Raw genomic sequence first — 15,361 nt, 5'->3', positions numbered from 1 at the left:
AACTCGCCGTTGACTCTTCGCCCGTCCCGCAAGCGCTTTTCCTTGCCGATCCTCCCCACCGTCTTCAGCCGACGAAACGAGGATCATCATGGACGACGAAAACGAACGCGCCGCCCGCGCCAAGAAGGGCAGTCCGTTCCTCAACACCGCGCAGGCCGCTTTCTATGTCGGGCTCTCTCAGCGGACTTTGGAAAAGATGCGGCTCAAGGGCGGTGGCCCGCAATTTCGCAAGCACGGCCGCTTCGTCCGCTACCACATCGACGAGCTCGACGCCTGGTCGAAAGGCCAGCCGAAGGGCTTTGACGCCGATGACAATCGCGCAGGCCAGCCATGATCGCGCGGCGTTCTCTTCATCTGATCGGCAGCCGTTTGCGGCGCGTTCGCGCGCGCAAGACGCTTGCCGCGGCAAGCATCGGCCTTGGCCTGATCGGCTTCACCGCTTTCGTCAAGCCGACGCCCGTCCTGGTCTGGAATGCCTCGGCCAGCGCGCCAATCGGGCTCTATGGCCTTGGCCTTGGTGCCGCTCGCGCCGGCGATTTCGTGCTTGTCCGCTTGCCCAAAATGGCCGCTCACCTCGCCGACCAACGCGGCTATCTGCCTCGCAACGTGCCGCTGGTGAAGCGCATCGCCGCACTGCCGCACGAGCATGTCTGCGCCTTCAATGACGCCATCATCATCGGCGGCGAGATCGTGGCACGCCGCGTTCCGGTCGACACGCAAGGCCGAAGCTTGCCTTGGTGGAACGAATGCCGGGCACTCGCCGGCGACGAAGTTTTCCTGATCAATGGCGAGGCTCCCGGCTCCTTCGACAGCCGGTATTTCGGGCCGGTGCCGGCCGCCAATATCGTTGGGAGGCTCGTGCCGCTATGGACCGAGTGACCCTCCTGATTTTGGGCATGGTGTCGATTGCACCATGCGCCTGTTCCGCCGCGACCGGCGCACAGCCGGCCGCCATCTCCCAAGGTCCGCTACTGGCAAGATGGCAAGAGTTCGTTGCCGAGGCAAGCCAGCGCTTCAGTGTTCCACAGTCCTGGATTTATGCCGTCATGGATGCCGAAAGCCGTGGGCAGACCATGCTCAACGGTCGGCCGATCACTTCACGAGCCGGTGCGATTGGGCTGATGCAGGTGATGCCCGACACCTATGAGGAACTGCACGTCGAGCATGATCTCGGAGCCGATCCGCACGATCCGCGCGACAATATTCTGGCCGGTACAGCCTATCTGCGCGCCATGTATGATCGCTTCGGCTTTCCTGGGCTGTTCGCGGCCTACAACGCCGGGCCCGATCGATATGAGGCGCATCTGGAACGCGGCAAGCCGCTGCCGACAGAGACAGTCTTGTATCTGAAACAGCTTAAGGCGGCGGGTGTTTCGGCGGCCGACATGGATCGGTTCAAGGGCAAATCTCGACCGCCAAAAGCGCCGAAAATCTCCTTAGGGCGCGAATTGTTTTTCCTGAGGGATGGCGTTTCGGCGGGCGGTTCGAGTGGCGGAATTCTGGTGCCGCTCGGGTCTCAGCCAGGCGGGTCGGCGCGGCCGGACGGCAGATGAGGGCAAGGTGCTGCGGCGACGGGTGGGAGCACGCTATCGCCCTCCCTTGAGCTAGCGCCAGATGGGCACCAGCCGTTACACGGTTTGGGCGCATCCGCGTGATGATCGTCTCGCGGCGCTGCGCCGCCAGTGCGGGATCGCAGCCGTTGACGTGGTGGGAGGGCGCAGGACCGGCTGGTCGCCGGATACGGACACGGCCCCGGTCGGGGCCGTGGGTTATCTCTCTCTGACTGCCCATTGTGGCACCGCCTCTGCGGCGTCAAGGACGAGCGGTCCCCCCAATTTTGCCGCCGGACGCTGAAGCGCCCGCCGACAAAATCGGCTCCCCCGCACGCCGCGTTGCGGTCGCTAAAGCGATCCTTGACCCCTCGATGCGCCGGTGCGGGCTCCTTCCGTCAGAGAACGAAAGGAGATTTCCATGACACATCGCAAAATCGTCAGCATCGACGGCGGCAGTGCAGAATATTGGCGGCAGCGCAAGCTGGGCTTCCTGCTCATCCATGAGGCCGAGTGGGCGCTTTCGCGCCTGAACCGGGCGCCGATGTACCTCCACGGCGGCTATGACGAGAACGGCGACGTCATCCCCATCGAAAACCTCCGGCCATATGCCGACATGGAGGACGCGATCCGGGCGATCGAGGCGAACGAGACGGCCGTCAGCATCCTGGTCGCGCAACGCCGCACCAAGATCGGGGACTATGAGGTCAAGGCGGTGATCTGGGAGCTTAAGGATCGGGACCGCGACTAAAGTCGAGACGAGAGGCGGCATCCGCCGCCTCTCGTCCTATGTCGCCGCCGCGGAATTCCGATCGCGCGGCCGCATCTCGGCGGCGCGTTGCCCGCCGTTAGGCGCCGAGCTCGAAGTAGCGCATGGACCGCCGGAGGCAACAATCCGGCCGTGAGCTTGGCTTATGTACGACTGAAATGAATCGTGCCGTCTTTACTGCGATGGAGTTGGAATTAGCAATTGATGTTGATGAATTATTGCAGGTTTATGGGGGTCTAATTGGTAAGGCAAGATAAAGGTACCGCCTCCATGAGGCGGTCAAGTCTTTGTCTGCACATCGTTTTCTCTGGAGGCTAGCAGCGGCATCAAGAGGCCGGGGCGCGCAAGCCGCTGATTTTGCTGCAGTGTGTCGGGAGACTTGCATGACAGATGACGAGTTCAGGCCAAAGCTTGGCAAAATCGGGTCGCGCGGCTCGAAGGCAGGAAAACGCTTCGCCGGTCAGCTCCGGGCAGCAATCAACAGGGCCGGCGGCAAGTCCCGACGCGGCAACTATTTCACTGGAAGTCGGGTTGGGCGCGGAGGGGCGGCCGCCGCGCTGCTCAAGTCACGCGATCGCTACGCCGCCTTCCGGCAGCGACGGGTTGTGATCAAGGCGCGGGTGGTCAAGCTGGCCGGCAAGGGTGTTGACGGCGCGCGCGCGCACCTGCGCTACCTCCAGCGCGACGGCGTTACCCGAGAAGGCGAGCCTGGCCAACTCTATGGTGCCGAGAGCGACCGGGTCGATGGCAAGGACTTCATCGACCGTGCGGACGGCGACCGGCATCAGTTCCGTTTCATCATCGCCGCCGAAGACGGCATTGAGTACGACGATCTCAAGCCACTGACCCGGCGCCTTATGGCGCAGATGGAAGAGGATCTCGGCACCAAGCTCGATTGGGTTGCCGTCGATCATTTCAACACCGGCCATCCGCATACGCACGTCATCCTTCGCGGCAAGGACGACCGCGGCGAGAATCTGGTCATCGCGCGCGACTACATCTCCTCTGGTTTGCGAGAGCGCGCGGCTGAGCTGGTGAGCCTCGACCTCGGTCCACGCACCGACCGGGAGATCGAGCAGCGCCTGCGCCATGAGATGGAACAGGAGCGTTTCACCAGCATCGACCGGCAGCTGCAACGAATGCGCGACGAAGACGGAGTTGTTTCTCCGGTTGGCCGCGACGCGTTTCGCCAGACGTTGCATCAGGGTAGGCTGCGCAAGCTCGAGCGGATGGGGTTGGCCGAGGAGGTCGCACCGGGTCGCTGGCGCCTGGACGATGAGCTCGAAGCGACGCTGCGTCGGTTGGCCGAGCGCGGCGATATCATCAAGACCATGCATCGCGAACTGACCAGCAAGGGACTAGCGCGCAGCGCCGCCGATTGTGTGGTCTACGATGCGGAACAGAATGCCGAGCCCGTGGTAGGCCGCGTGGTCGCGCGTGGGTTGTCGGACGAGATGAACGACCGGCACTATCTTATCGTCGACGGTGTCGACGGCAAAAGCCATTACATTGACATCGGCAAAGGCGAGGCCACCGAACCGATGCCCGACGGATGCATCGTGCGTATCACGCCCCGGAACACCGAGCCCAGACAGGTGGATCGCACTATCGCCGACGTCGCCGCAGCGAATGGCGGGCGCTACAATGTCGATAGTCATCTGCGGCACGATCTGTCCGCAACCGAACGCTTTGCCGAAACCCATCTCCGGCGGCTGGAAGCGATCCGGCGGGTCACCGGCGGGGTGGAGCGAAGGCCGGACGGCACATGGATCATCGTGCCGGATCATCTCGACCGTGTTGCGGAATACGAGCGGCAGCGGGCCAAGGCTGAGCCTGTTGTAGTCGACAAGCTCTCGCCGATACCGCTGGAAAAGCAAGTCGGTTTCGACGGTTCCACCTGGATCGACCGGGAGCTGGTTTCCGACAAGCCTGAAGTCACACGGAACTCTGGCTTTGGGCATGATGTGAGGGAAGCACAATCTCGCCGGCGGCAGTGGCTGATCGCGCAGGGGCTGGCGCATGAGGAGAAGGATCGGATCGTCTACCGCGTCAACATGATTTCTATATTGCGCCAGCGTGAGCTCAATCGCGTCGCAGGCCAACTGTCAGTCGAACTTGGCCTGCCCTATGCCGAAGCTCAGTCTGGTGACCGAATAGATGGCACGCTTCGTCGATCCGTCGACCTTGCCGGCGGGAAGTATGCCGTCATTGAAAAGTCGCGCGAGTTCACCCTCGTACCGTGGCGGCCCGTGCTTGATCGTCATGTCGGAAAGGAGGTTTCCGGGATCATACGGAGAGAGGGGATTTCTTGGACCATCGGTCGACAAAGGAGCGGACCGAGTGTTTCGTGACACGCAAATCGTTGCTCAGTCGAGAGGAGGATGCACGTTGTCTGGCCACAGAGCTAAATGACTGATAAGGCAACATTATCATTCGTTTTGTATTGCCGACAAGCTGTGCGTTTTAGGGTGAAAATTGTGGTGCAAAGCGCACGCAACATTTACCCTCAAAATCATGATTCGCCTCGATCCAGCGACCGCCAATCTTGCTCCGCCGACCGTGCCGGGTTGGGCGCTCGAGACCGTTGGCGTTCCGCATGACGCGGACGCTGCCTTCCGGGCCGGTGCCGCGCTGGCTTCTCTCGACAGCCTCGCCCGCGCGCAGCCTGCCTGGGCCGGCGCCTGGCGCCAGCGGCTGGCGCTTAAATGTGCTGCCGCCAGCATGCGGCTCGCCGGCCGCGCCGAGAATGAAGCCGCCCTGCGTGACGCCTGGCAGCTTTGCCCGGCCGGCGCCGATCCCGGCCCCGCCGGCGCTATTTTTGGGGCCTGGCGCCAGCTGGCGCTGCAGCCGCCGGCAGTCAGCACCGATCGGCTGGCAAAAGTGACCGAGACGCTAGGGCTCGCCTGGGACGATGAGGCTTTCGCCGACCTCTGCAAAGAGATCGAGGAAGTGGCGGGCTCGCCGCGGCCGGCGCCGTTCGCCGCGGCGGCAATCGCTGCGCACGTCGTCGCCATACGCCCCGAGGCCGAGCTTTTGGCCTGGTGGTTGGCCGATTTGGTGCTGGCGCAAAGCCTGCGCTGGCCGCGATCGGTACCCCTGTTGATCGTCCAGGCGTTTGGCCCGGCCTTCCGCATCGAGGGTGGCGGCGGCAAACGCATCCGACCGGGCGAAAAAGGTTTTGAGCACGCGGTTTGCCTGGCGCTGGTGCAAGCGGCGGCGGAGGCCTGCCGGCTGGCGACCGAGCTTTCGCGCCGTTCCGAAAAACTCCTTGCGGTGACGCCAAAGCTGCGCGCCAAGGGCGCCGGCGACGTGATTTTTTTGCTGCTCAATGAAGATGCCGTCCCCGGATCGCTGACGACCAAAAACCTGTCGCGCTTCGCGGCGCGACGGCTGTTCGAGCGCCTGCAGCAGCTCGAGGCCGTGCGCGAGCTGTCGGGCCGCCCGACCTTCCGGCTGTTTGGGCTGTAGCGATGAGCCAAGCCTCCGTCCGCCGCAAGCCGAACGATCAGCCGGCGCTGCTTGACACCGAGCTCGAGCACCTGCCGCCGGAACTGCGCTGGCGCGAGTGGATGGGCCGCACCGAAGCGGTGATCTTTGCCGCCAGCGAGCCTGTGCCGCGCGAGGTGCTGGCGCGGGTTGTGGGAAGAAACTGCAACATCGATCTGATCGTCGACGACATTCGCGCCGAGCTCGCCGGCCGCCCCTACGAACTGGTCTCGGTCGCCGGCGGCTGGCAGCATCGGACCAGGAAAGTTTTTGGCGACGTCATCCACGCCGCCTTCGGCGCGCCGGCGGGGCAGGGCACAAAAGAGCTGACGCAGTCGGAAGCGCTCGTCTTGATGTGCATTGCCTACTTCCAGCCGATCACGCGGGGCGAGCTGTCTTCCTTCTTCGGCAAGGAAGTGTCGCGCGATCTGATCGGCGTGCTGCGCACGCAGGGCCTCATCGCCTCGGGGCCGCGCAGCCCGCTGCCGGGCGCGCCTTACACCTATGTGACGACGAAAAATTTCCTGTCGCAGTTCGGGCTCGACACGCTGCGCCAGCTGCCGGATTTCGAGGCGCTCGAGGACGCGGGCCTGCTGTCGAAGGAGAAGCTCCTGGCAGGAGACACCTCTCTGGGGTTCATAGGAGCACAGTCGGATAAGAGCGATATTTTTTCTGACGATTAGCGCCGATAACAAGATGCGCATGATAGCCATCGGCGCCATCTTTCATCGCGGACAGAACACCTATTGCAAAACGATCAGTATCGGGCAGTACTGAAGCGGGAAAGGGGAGTGCTTCGAGTGATTGCTTTTGAAAGGGTTCGACAAAAGAGAGTGCGGTCTGTGCCCAATAATCTCCCCCCGGCACTCCGAGAGATTATCGATTACCGCAAATCCGGGCTGAGCCTTAATCACATTGTAGGCTGTCCTTTGGATTGCGGCTACTGCGTCAGGCACATCTTCGCAAACTACGAGATGAAACGCCCTCACCTGATCGTGGACGATGAGGTGGCGGTTGAGCAACTGGTCGGTCATTGGGCGTTCGTGCCGCATCGAACGCCTCTGCAGATATTCAACCGGGCGACAGACCCATTTCTCCCCGGTGTCAAAGATCATCTCTTTGCCACTTTGAAGCAGATCGATGATCGTGGTCTTTCAAACCCGGTGCTCGTGATCACCAGATGGGAAATCGATGCCTCGGACGTGGCTTGGCTGGAGACGCTAAGGAATGTCAAGCTGACGATCCTGGTGACGTGGTCGGGGATCGACAACGACAGGATCGAACCGGTCTCGTCACGCATCGCGGAACGATCGCTCGAGGTCTTGCGGAGCGCGGCCAGCCGAACGAAAATCGTGCTGTATTGGCGGCCGTTGATAGCGGGATTGAACGATACGTGTGCCAATCTGCAGCGCGCGCGCACACTCGCGCAGTATGCCGATGCGACCGTTTTTACCGGTTTGTTTTTCAGGGAGGAAATCCGGGAACATTTCCGGGCTGCCGGCATCCCTGACCTTTACCAGGAAGTTGCTCGGCGCAAAATCCTTCCCAGCTCGGTCGAGCGGCGCGTGCTTCGCGCGTTTGAAGGTGTCCCGATATTTCGCAAGACCTCGTGTGGCGTTGCATATGCCCACGGAACGGCGGATTACAACGGTCATTTCGGGATCAGCGAGATCTGCGATATCTGTCCCAACGACCAACGAGCACTCTGCGGCAAAGCGCATCGCCGCCCAGATATTGATGAGGTGCGGAAACTGGCGGAAATGGTCAACCTACAAACCGACAACGCTCTAGTGACGGACCGGGCCGTAGAGGTGAGCGGCAGCACCGAGTATCAGCGCTACTTCATACAACACGCGTTGAACTACCAGGTGCACGATCGCGCACAACCTCATCGACCATATCGTCACGGCAGAGCGGAGGTCGGTTGGGAATGAGTTCGGACCGATATTGGGTCATAGATGTCGAAGGCAACGGCGCCTCCCCCCCGGAGATCGTGGAATTGGCCATGATAGAGCTCTCAGCGTTGGTGCCGACTGGAAAGCAATTCCATTGGCTGGTGAAGCCTTCGCAGCCGATCCAACCAGCGGTGACCAGGATCCATGGGCTTACAGATGATGACATCGCCGATGCGCCGGAGATTGCAGACATAGCCGATGAAATTCTGACCTGGACTCAAAATGGGAGGATCATCGGTCACAATGTCCGTGTCGAGTTGGAGACCATCCAGCGCCAGATTCCGGAGTGGAGACCGGTCGCCGCGATAGATACGCTCAAGCTGGCTCGGTCCTTGAAACCGGGCCTAGATTCCTATGGCTTGGAAAAGCTCGGTTCATTCTTCGGGCTTATCGATGAGGCCGCTCGGCGAACGAACCGCAAGCATCATTCCGCCCTCTTTGATGCGATGCTTACCGCGCTGATCTTTGCTGACCTATTGATGCCACTGGAGCAAAGCGCGCGCGTGGATTGCCTTCGCGACGCCGATGTCCTCTTTAGCCGACAGAGCAGCTTCTTATGACACGAACCGTCGTGAAAATCGGGCTAGCAGGAACACACTCGACCGGAAAGTCCACTTTCCTGGAGAGGCTAAAGTCTCGGCTGTCTGATGGTGGGTACAAGACCGGACAAATCGAAGATCTTGCAGCGCGCGCCCGCGCCCGGGGCTTTCCGATTCTGACCCAACACACGTTCGAAAGTACACTCTGGATCATGGCAGAGGGTATGAGGCTGGAAGCTGAAGCCTCTCTCAATGAAGATGTTATCTTGATCGATAGGCCGGTCTTCGACGCTCTGGGCTATCTTCAAGCTGCGTTGCAGATTTCCGGCCGATCGCTTCCTCCTCGGCGAGTCGAAGAGCTCCAGACTATCGCCGCCGCTCACGCTGGCGACTACGACATCATTCTCCTTACGGAACTCGATCCAAGCATTCCCCTCGGCGAGGGGCGAGATGAAAATCAAGCATTTCGTATTGCGGCTGGCGAGCACATCGCAGCGATCGCCGATAGATTTGGATTGCAGCCACTTCGTCTCACCTCTGGAAATGCAGATGAGCTCCTGAAGACTGTCTACGACATGATCATCAAAAGTCTCCCGCAGGCACAGATCTCCTGCCATTGCTGCACAGAGTGACAGCATCAACGCTGCCACATCCATTTTTTAGTAGGTCCTTGTCACTTCTGGCGCCGGCCAAACATTTAATCTGAAATCATGCCGCTCAGGGCGAGCCGTCAGTAGCGCTTCTGAGTATTGCGTTCGGGCAATTGAATAGCCGGCGGCGTCAATCCATTCGATGCCGTCGTCGCGGACTACAGGGCGCACATCATAGGACCCGCGCCGACCGTCCGTTGCCGTGAGCCGGGCTGCGCTTCCCCGTACGGCCTCTGCAGCATCTCCTTGCCTCACGAGCGTCCTTTGCCATTCAAGGAACCGTTGCGGATCGATCAGCGTCTCAGCGCCACGATCGTAGCCTTCTTGTGCTAGCCATGCTTCGAATGCCAAACGTCTCGCCGCCGCCTCCTCGCGGGTCTGCGCTAGCCCTTGTGCGAGAGCGAATGCGACGAAGGGATCGAGCGTGCCCCAGCGCAGAAGTTCGCGGAACCAAAAACCTACCCACGGCAAGCGGGTCGTCGCCCGCCATGTATCGAGAGTGGGTGTTTCTAGACCGGCCGCATTCTCGCCCCAGGCTCGTGCCACCGCTGCACCAACTGCAACTCCCAGCTTGAACTCGATGTTGTCAGCGACAAAGCGTTGCCAGGAGCGTAAGCGCTCGGCCTCCGGGGCTTGAGAGCTGGGTAGCTGCATCCACCAGCCCATGATGCCGCGCCAATTCGCAAGCGAAGCTTGGTCGTTGACGGTGTCTCGCACGCGGAAGCCAATCCCGGGCTCTGCCCGGACGCGCTCTCCGAGACGGATGAAAAGTGCGAATTTTTGTTCTGTTGGCCACGCGCCATACTCGACTGCTCCTTGCAGCTCGGCGATCAGCTGAGGTGCCACAAGTTCGAAGCGCCGTCCGATGTAAGGCGTGAACCCGTACTGGTACAGCCGTTGACGCTGCTCCGTGTTTGGGTAGAGCCGCTCAACAAAGGCCCGTCCCCGCCTCACGAAGCTTCGTTCCAACCAAGCCTCTTCGGCAGCGGCAACGCGGGCGAATGTTCGTTGCCACAGGTCCTGCAACAGCGCCTCGGTTCGCGCCCCATCCAAAACCTGCTGGTCCGCCCGAGCGAGTTCTTCGATCGCGCTGAGCAGGAACCCGTCCAGCTCGTCAAGACTGTCGCCGAGCTGATCCGCCGGAATGCGCGATGCGACACCGAGATTGGCGCCGGCGCCTTCAGGCAGTGTCGCTTCCAGCCAGGAGAGAAACTGTTCTTCCGTTCGAAGTCCGGATTGCGCCGCAGCCTTTTGCCAGATGGAGCGCAGGAGTACGACAAGCGGACTGTGCACAGGACCGGCCGCTTGCTCCGCCTGAAGTCGGCCGAGCAGATTGTTATAGTCGGCCTCTGCTCGCCGGATTTGACGCGATTGCTCTCTGCGCTGGCCGCGCGCGGTGGTCGAGACAGCTTCCGGGAGCGCCACCAGCGTCATGCCCTCGATCGACTCCGCTGCGCCCGGCCGACCCGCACGGCCCGCCAAGTTGCGGAACTCAGCAGTCGACATCGGCACTACGATCGGCTGACGAGCTTGGGCGTCGTAGCTGCGACGCTCCAGGCTGGTCAGGAATATGATGTCGAATGGCAGATTTACGCCTTCCGTCAGCGTTGCCGTGGCGATCGTGACCGGACAGATCCTGCGATCGATAAGGTCGGTCATCAGCCGCCGCAGGCGCTGTGGCATCTGACCATGACTCGTCGCGATGCCGCGATCGAGCAGGCGGAGTTCGAACGACTGCTGGCCACAATAATCGATGCAAGCTGCACGGGCTTCCTGAAAGCGCGCCTGCCCCTCGGCGTCGGTCGGCGGGACGAAGGGCGGAACATTTTGCCATCCGGGAAGGTCAAACGCCTCGACATAGCGTTTCATCAAGCGCTCCGGCGATTGAGCGACTGAAATCAAAACGCGCCGGTTTCCCTCAAGCAGGTGCAGCGCCGTCCACAAAACATACAACTCGTTGTAGTGCGGCAAGCTGTTCCGAATGCCGGCTGCAGGAAGCGGCATGGCTGGGAGGCGTAGCGGAAGGTAGACTGGCGCGTCTCGTCCTCGGACATACAGCGGCTGACCATTCACGATATCGAGGACGGCTTCAGGCGCGCGTCGTGGATTTACCCGCAGGCCGCCAATCAGCTGCCGGCTGCTGCGATAACCCAAGCCAACCGGCATGGCGTCTGCACGCCCCTCTATCCATCGAGCAACGGGACCCGCCGCGCCGCCAGCGACCGCGGTCAAGGCTATTCGCGCCATTCCCGGCTTCACCGAGAATAGTCGCGATACCATTGCCTCCAACCGCATCGCTCGGCTGGTGTGGGCGGCGAGCGCCTCCTGCGCGTTAGCGTCATTCTCGCTGACGACCTGATGTGCCTCGTCAAGGATGAGCAGTCGCAGCCGCTGGACCAGCAGGTGACCCACATAGCGCATCAGCGCCTCGGCCTTCTCGACCGTGGCGATCAGTACCACTGGACGGTCAGCGGTGAGCCAGTAGTCGGTGATCCCCCAGTCGGCACCGCCGTAGAGCCCTGTCACAATCAGGTCGCTACCCAACTCTGCCGTCAGCTTTGCTTCCACCTCGCTCGCCAGCGCACGTGAGGGAACTAGGTACAGCGCAAGTGGTGCGGCCCCTGGTTGTGTGTCAACCAAAAGGAGTTCCTTCACGAGGGCCAGATTGGCAACCAGAGTCTTGCCTGAACCGGTCGGAGTGCAGAGTGCAAAGCTGTTGCTCGTGATGAGGCGTTCGAGACCTTGAACCTGCGACGTCCACAACACACCTCGACCGCGAGCATACTGCTCACGCGCGAACCTCCACATCCGCGCTTGCAGTCCCGGTACGTTTGCCGCCAGTCGCGAGACGCGGCCATGAAGGCTGTCGTCGGAATACCGCTTTGCGGTCGCCTCGATCAGATTGATCAGTATCCATAGTTCGTCGCTGGCGAGGCGTGTCGCCAACGTGCTCAGACCCGACAGTTTGTCCACCGCCTGCTCGATCCGGGAACTATTGCCTCTGCGGAGACTGTCGCCAATCAGACCGACAGCGCGCACCAATTCGACCACGACATACCAGCCAATCTTGCTCGCGGGAGGCGCGGGTGCGCCCTCGTCCCGATCGTCTGGCGCGCGAGCAACCTCGACGCCGTTCTCGGCCGGTTCGTCGCTCTCAATGTCCGCCTCGTCCTCCGCTGCAAGTAGCGGGCCCGAGCCGTCCCGCCCCGTAAGCGCGGGGTTGTCTCTCCAGAAGGCGGCAGAACGCTCGAGCAGACGGTCAAAGTCGGTACTCAAAAACGCAGCAAAGATTTCTGCAACACCCCGACCGTACCCCCCCTGACGCAGCAGACTTGTCGCCATCGCGGGCAGGCCAGCCAACTGATAGGCGCCGGCAGCAAGCAACCCGACGGGCACGTCGCGGGTGACTGAGTCAGAGGATCGTGCCAGCCATTCGAGTAACTCGGCGGCACGTCGGTAGCATCCGAGCGCGTCCACTGAGCCTTGTCCATCTATCTCCCGGAAGATCGCTGCGGCATGTAGCAGCCGACGAGCATCGTCGAACTGCTCATGTGACTCGCTCTGGGCCCACCCGATAGGTGGCACGTGCCAAGAGTTCTGCAGACTTCGAACGAACAGACGCGCCTGTGCCGGCGTCAGCTCGTTTTCGGCGGCCCGGCCAAGGCGGATATTCATCGCCAGTTCGCGACGCTGTTCGTCGAGCCGAGCCATCAGCGATTATTCCATAGAGACCGATAGATTTGCTCGATGAGCTCGACGCCGCCCTCAAGCACCAGCTCGACGACCTGCAGTGGCCGCCCAGCGGTATATTCCGGCGGCGGCGCCGCCACCGGAAGATAGGCTTGGCCCGCGCCTCTCCGCGCTGCCCGATTGCCGGCGACGAAGACCAGATCGGTTCGAGGAAGAGGTGCTGCCCCGATCAGCAGGGCCCGATCGAGAGACACGATCGCTTCTGCATACTCATCGCGCGCCTTTTCGCAAAGCAGTCGGTGCATTTGCTCAAGGCCCTGTGGCGCTGGAAGGCCGCGGTTCATTTCATTCCAAACGCCGTCGTTGCTTCGCACTCTCGCCCCTGCCGGGCCAGTCCAGCTGCCAAGCATCATGTCGTTCATGGCACTCGGCGTGAGCGCCGCGCGCCACTTCGCCTCCCCGGCAATGAACCGTACGACCTCACCACTGACCGGATCAATTCCAAGCGCAATGAAGTCATTCCCATGACGTCCGGAAACCTCACGAACGCGAGCCGGGTCGCGAGCCAGATCAAATATGTAGGCCTCCACTTCGGCATGGTACCGGAACAGGAAGATAGGAATCGTCCATTGGTGGCCGCCGATGAACCGATAAGCCTGGGTCATCAGACCGGCCATTACCTCACCGAACAGTCCTTTTTTCGCGGTCGCTGGGAGGCAGTTCGGATACTGTGCATCCGCGCCTGGGCTATCCGCGTCTGGATGGAGGTCGATTCTGGCGGCACGATGAAAGACTTCCCGGGCATCGAGGTGAGCGGACTCGAAATACGGGCGCAACTCCTCGACGACAGTGTTGTCATTTGCGACCGCCTGTTCGAACAGCAGGTGTCCATAGTTTCCGTTCATCTGCGCGGCCCCTCGGAGCCAGCGATTAAGAAGAGGCATTGGCGGCGGGTAATTATGCAGCATCGGATATTCGCCCGCCCAGCCCGATCGTCGTCATCTCGATCCGCCCCAAATCAAGCACTTCACTGACGGTCACGGCTGCACCTGATACCGGCCATCTCGTATGCGCTCGATGGCATCCCTAAGATCATTCCCTCCAGTCAGGCGCAGGATCTCGGCGACATAGTCTTTTGTCAGCAGGGTTTCGACGCCGGCCTTGACGGCATCATCGAGGTAAGAGATGCCGTCGGTCCCATCGCTCAGCCCTCTGGCGCTGGCCACGGCCATCTCGGCAAGGCTAGTCGCTGTCGGATCGAGAATGGTCGCGCCGATTCGGGTATAGAGCACCGTCGCGATGCCTTCGAAATTCGTTAGGCTCTCGATGATGATCCTGTTGGGCGTCGGCTGCTTTGGTGGCGCATAGCTTTTGGTCGATCCAACTTCGTGTAGTTCCCGTCGGTAAAGGCGGTCGGCCGCCTCTTTGGCGTCGAGCTCGACCACGAGTATCTCGGCTTTTACCGGGCAGCCGAGTTCGCTAGGGACCAGCGTTGGCGCCCCTTTTCTTGTTCGACTCTGCCGCGCGAACTCCACGGGAAATGGCGTTTGACTGGCAATGCGCGATGTGATGAAAGGCTCGATTTCGTCACCAGGATCGCCGATCAGCGATCCATACGCCAATATGCCGACCGTCCCGAGCATGCTTTCAGTACCTCTGACCGCCCGCCGTCCTTGATCAACGGCAATCTGCCGTCTATATTTATGGCAAGTTGCCATTTGCAGCAAGGAGGCTGTCATGTCGATCGCTATCGTCGAGGAAGTCGCACGAAAGCTCGGCGGCCAGAGCGTGCTTGGCCGGGTCGTGCGTTCGCAAGCCGACCTGGCCTTGGCCGTGCGCAATAGGCTACCGCTCTCTGCCCTTCGGGGGCTTAGCCAGGCCGGAATGTCCGAGCAGGAAATTGAGACATTTGTGATCCCGCAGCGCACTCGCCGTCACCGCGCGGACAAGCAGCAGCCACTGACCGTGGATGAGTCGGATCGTGCTGTCCGGCTCTTGCGAGTCCAATCTCTGGCCGAGCAGACCTTCGGTGATCAGGAGAAGGCGAACCGCTGGCTTCGTCGACCGCTCCTCGAACTCGGCGGTGAGACGCCGCTCGTGGTGGCGCAAACCGAAGCCGGCGCGCGTGTAATCGAGACCATCCTCGGCAAGATCGCTTGGGGCGCCGCTGCCTGATGTTCCTCTGGCGTCTGTCGGGCAAACAGTATGCTCAGGCACTCGACGGCGGCTATGGTCTTCATTTTGACGGACGCTGGAACACTGTCGGCCATGCGGTCACGTACTGCGCGACCTCTCCTGCGCTCTGCGTTCTCGAGAAGCTCGTCCATGTCGAGGACCCGGCGCTCCTGCCGGAACTTGTCATGGTCACGTATGAGCTGCCAGATTCGGTAGCGATAAAGGACATTGGACTCCCGGATTTGCCGCCGGACTGGCGTCGTCACGAGGCCTGGAGTCAGGACAGGGGAGACGAATGGCATGAAGGACGCTCCACCCTGTTGTTACGCGTACCTTCGGCCATTGTGCCGGTCGCCAATTCACCGGACGTAAATGTGTTAATAAATCACGGCCATCCGGCTGCGGCCGACATCCGAATCGTTGGCCAGGAACCCTTCTCACTCGATCCCCGACTGTTTTGAAGGCATTGACGCACAAGACACGACTTGATCCTCCCATTTGCGGGCCTTCGTCGTGATAGTGATGGAAATCGGCGCGAACTTCTTGT

General features: G+C 61.4%; 15 protein-coding genes. 12 read left to right on the top strand and 3 right to left on the bottom strand.

The genetic code is table 11. From position 1 onward, the window contains the following. Nucleotides 1-88 precede the first annotated feature (88 nt). The 10 genes from RFM41_RS24100 to RFM41_RS24055 all read left to right on the top strand — a co-directional run bounded on the left by RFM41_RS24100 (nucleotide 89) and on the right by RFM41_RS24055 (nucleotide 8,931). Nucleotides 89-334 (top strand): helix-turn-helix transcriptional regulator, encoded by a 246-nt coding sequence (locus RFM41_RS24100; RefSeq protein WP_320222788.1) that lies wholly within the window; start codon nucleotides 89-91, stop codon nucleotides 332-334. Beyond that, a complete protein-coding gene (locus tag RFM41_RS24095; RefSeq protein WP_320252987.1) occupies nucleotides 331-879 on the top strand; it encodes a S26 family signal peptidase in 549 nt (182 codons plus the stop codon). The genes RFM41_RS24100 and RFM41_RS24095 overlap by 4 nt, the downstream gene beginning before the upstream one ends. Further along, nucleotides 867-1,553, top strand: a complete 687-nt coding sequence (locus RFM41_RS24090) for a lytic transglycosylase domain-containing protein (protein ID WP_320252986.1) — start codon at nucleotides 867-869, stop codon at nucleotides 1,551-1,553. The genes RFM41_RS24095 and RFM41_RS24090 overlap by 13 nt, the downstream gene beginning before the upstream one ends. A 418-nt stretch (nucleotides 1,554-1,971) precedes the next feature. Beyond that, a complete protein-coding gene (locus RFM41_RS24085; RefSeq protein ID WP_320252985.1) occupies nucleotides 1,972-2,301 on the top strand; it encodes a hypothetical protein in 330 nt (109 codons plus the stop codon). A 401-nt stretch (nucleotides 2,302-2,702) separates the two neighbouring features. Then, the gene (gene rlxS / locus RFM41_RS24080) at nucleotides 2,703-4,670 is read left to right on the top strand and encodes a relaxase/mobilization nuclease RlxS (RefSeq protein ID WP_320252984.1); all 1,968 of its coding nucleotides are present in this window, start codon (nucleotides 2,703-2,705) and stop codon (nucleotides 4,668-4,670) included. 163 nt (nucleotides 4,671-4,833) lie between these two features. After that, nucleotides 4,834-5,787 (top strand): DUF1403 family protein, encoded by a 954-nt coding sequence (locus RFM41_RS24075; RefSeq protein WP_320252983.1) that lies wholly within the window; start codon nucleotides 4,834-4,836, stop codon nucleotides 5,785-5,787. A 2-nt stretch (nucleotides 5,788-5,789) separates the two neighbouring features. After that, nucleotides 5,790-6,488, top strand: coding sequence for an SMC-Scp complex subunit ScpB (gene scpB, locus RFM41_RS24070; protein WP_320252982.1), 699 nt, complete (start codon nucleotides 5,790-5,792; stop codon nucleotides 6,486-6,488). A gap of 117 nt (nucleotides 6,489-6,605) precedes the next feature. Beyond that, entirely contained in the window at nucleotides 6,606-7,739 is a 1,134-nt protein-coding gene (locus RFM41_RS24065) for a radical SAM protein (protein WP_320252981.1), read from the top strand. After that, entirely contained in the window at nucleotides 7,736-8,320 is a 585-nt protein-coding gene (locus tag RFM41_RS24060) for a 3'-5' exonuclease (protein ID WP_320252980.1), read from the top strand. Before RFM41_RS24065 ends, RFM41_RS24060 begins: the two co-directional genes overlap by 4 nt. Then, complete coding sequence (locus tag RFM41_RS24055; protein ID WP_320252979.1) at nucleotides 8,317-8,931, top strand: AAA family ATPase; 615 nt, start codon at nucleotides 8,317-8,319, stop codon at nucleotides 8,929-8,931. The genes RFM41_RS24060 and RFM41_RS24055 overlap by 4 nt, the downstream gene beginning before the upstream one ends. Nucleotides 8,932-8,958: 27 nt before the next feature. On the opposite strand, the gene RFM41_RS24050 is transcribed toward RFM41_RS24055, so the two are convergent. From RFM41_RS24050 to RFM41_RS24040, 3 genes are all read right to left on the bottom strand, one after another. Continuing rightward, a complete protein-coding gene (locus tag RFM41_RS24050; RefSeq protein WP_320252978.1) occupies nucleotides 8,959-12,660 on the bottom strand; it encodes a DEAD/DEAH box helicase in 3,702 nt (1,233 codons plus the stop codon). Further along, nucleotides 12,660-13,544, bottom strand: a complete 885-nt coding sequence (locus RFM41_RS24045) for an aminotransferase (RefSeq protein WP_320252977.1) — start codon at nucleotides 13,542-13,544, stop codon at nucleotides 12,660-12,662. Before RFM41_RS24045 ends, RFM41_RS24050 begins: the two co-directional genes overlap by 1 nt. 132 nt (nucleotides 13,545-13,676) lie before the next feature. Beyond that, a complete protein-coding gene (locus RFM41_RS24040; protein ID WP_320252976.1) occupies nucleotides 13,677-14,378 on the bottom strand; it encodes a hypothetical protein in 702 nt (233 codons plus the stop codon). Here RFM41_RS24040 and RFM41_RS24035 point away from each other — a divergent pair. Together RFM41_RS24035 and RFM41_RS24030 are read left to right on the top strand one after the other, a co-directional pair. Continuing rightward, nucleotides 14,377-14,814, top strand: a complete 438-nt coding sequence (locus tag RFM41_RS24035) for an Xre family toxin-antitoxin system antitoxin (RefSeq protein WP_135909132.1) — start codon at nucleotides 14,377-14,379, stop codon at nucleotides 14,812-14,814. The two genes, RFM41_RS24040 and RFM41_RS24035, sit on opposite strands and share 2 nt — an antisense overlap. Beyond that, nucleotides 14,814-15,275, top strand: a complete 462-nt coding sequence (locus tag RFM41_RS24030) for an RES family NAD+ phosphorylase (RefSeq protein ID WP_320252975.1) — start codon at nucleotides 14,814-14,816, stop codon at nucleotides 15,273-15,275. Before RFM41_RS24035 ends, RFM41_RS24030 begins: the two co-directional genes overlap by 1 nt. Nucleotides 15,276-15,361 lie beyond the last annotated feature (86 nt).

It is taken from the genome of Mesorhizobium vachelliae, assembly GCF_033977325.1.
GTDB classification, from domain to species: domain Bacteria; phylum Pseudomonadota; class Alphaproteobacteria; order Rhizobiales; family Rhizobiaceae; genus Mesorhizobium; species Mesorhizobium vachelliae.
Note: the sequence above shows the minus strand (reverse complement) of the source record. Positions and strands in the feature narration are given on the sequence as shown.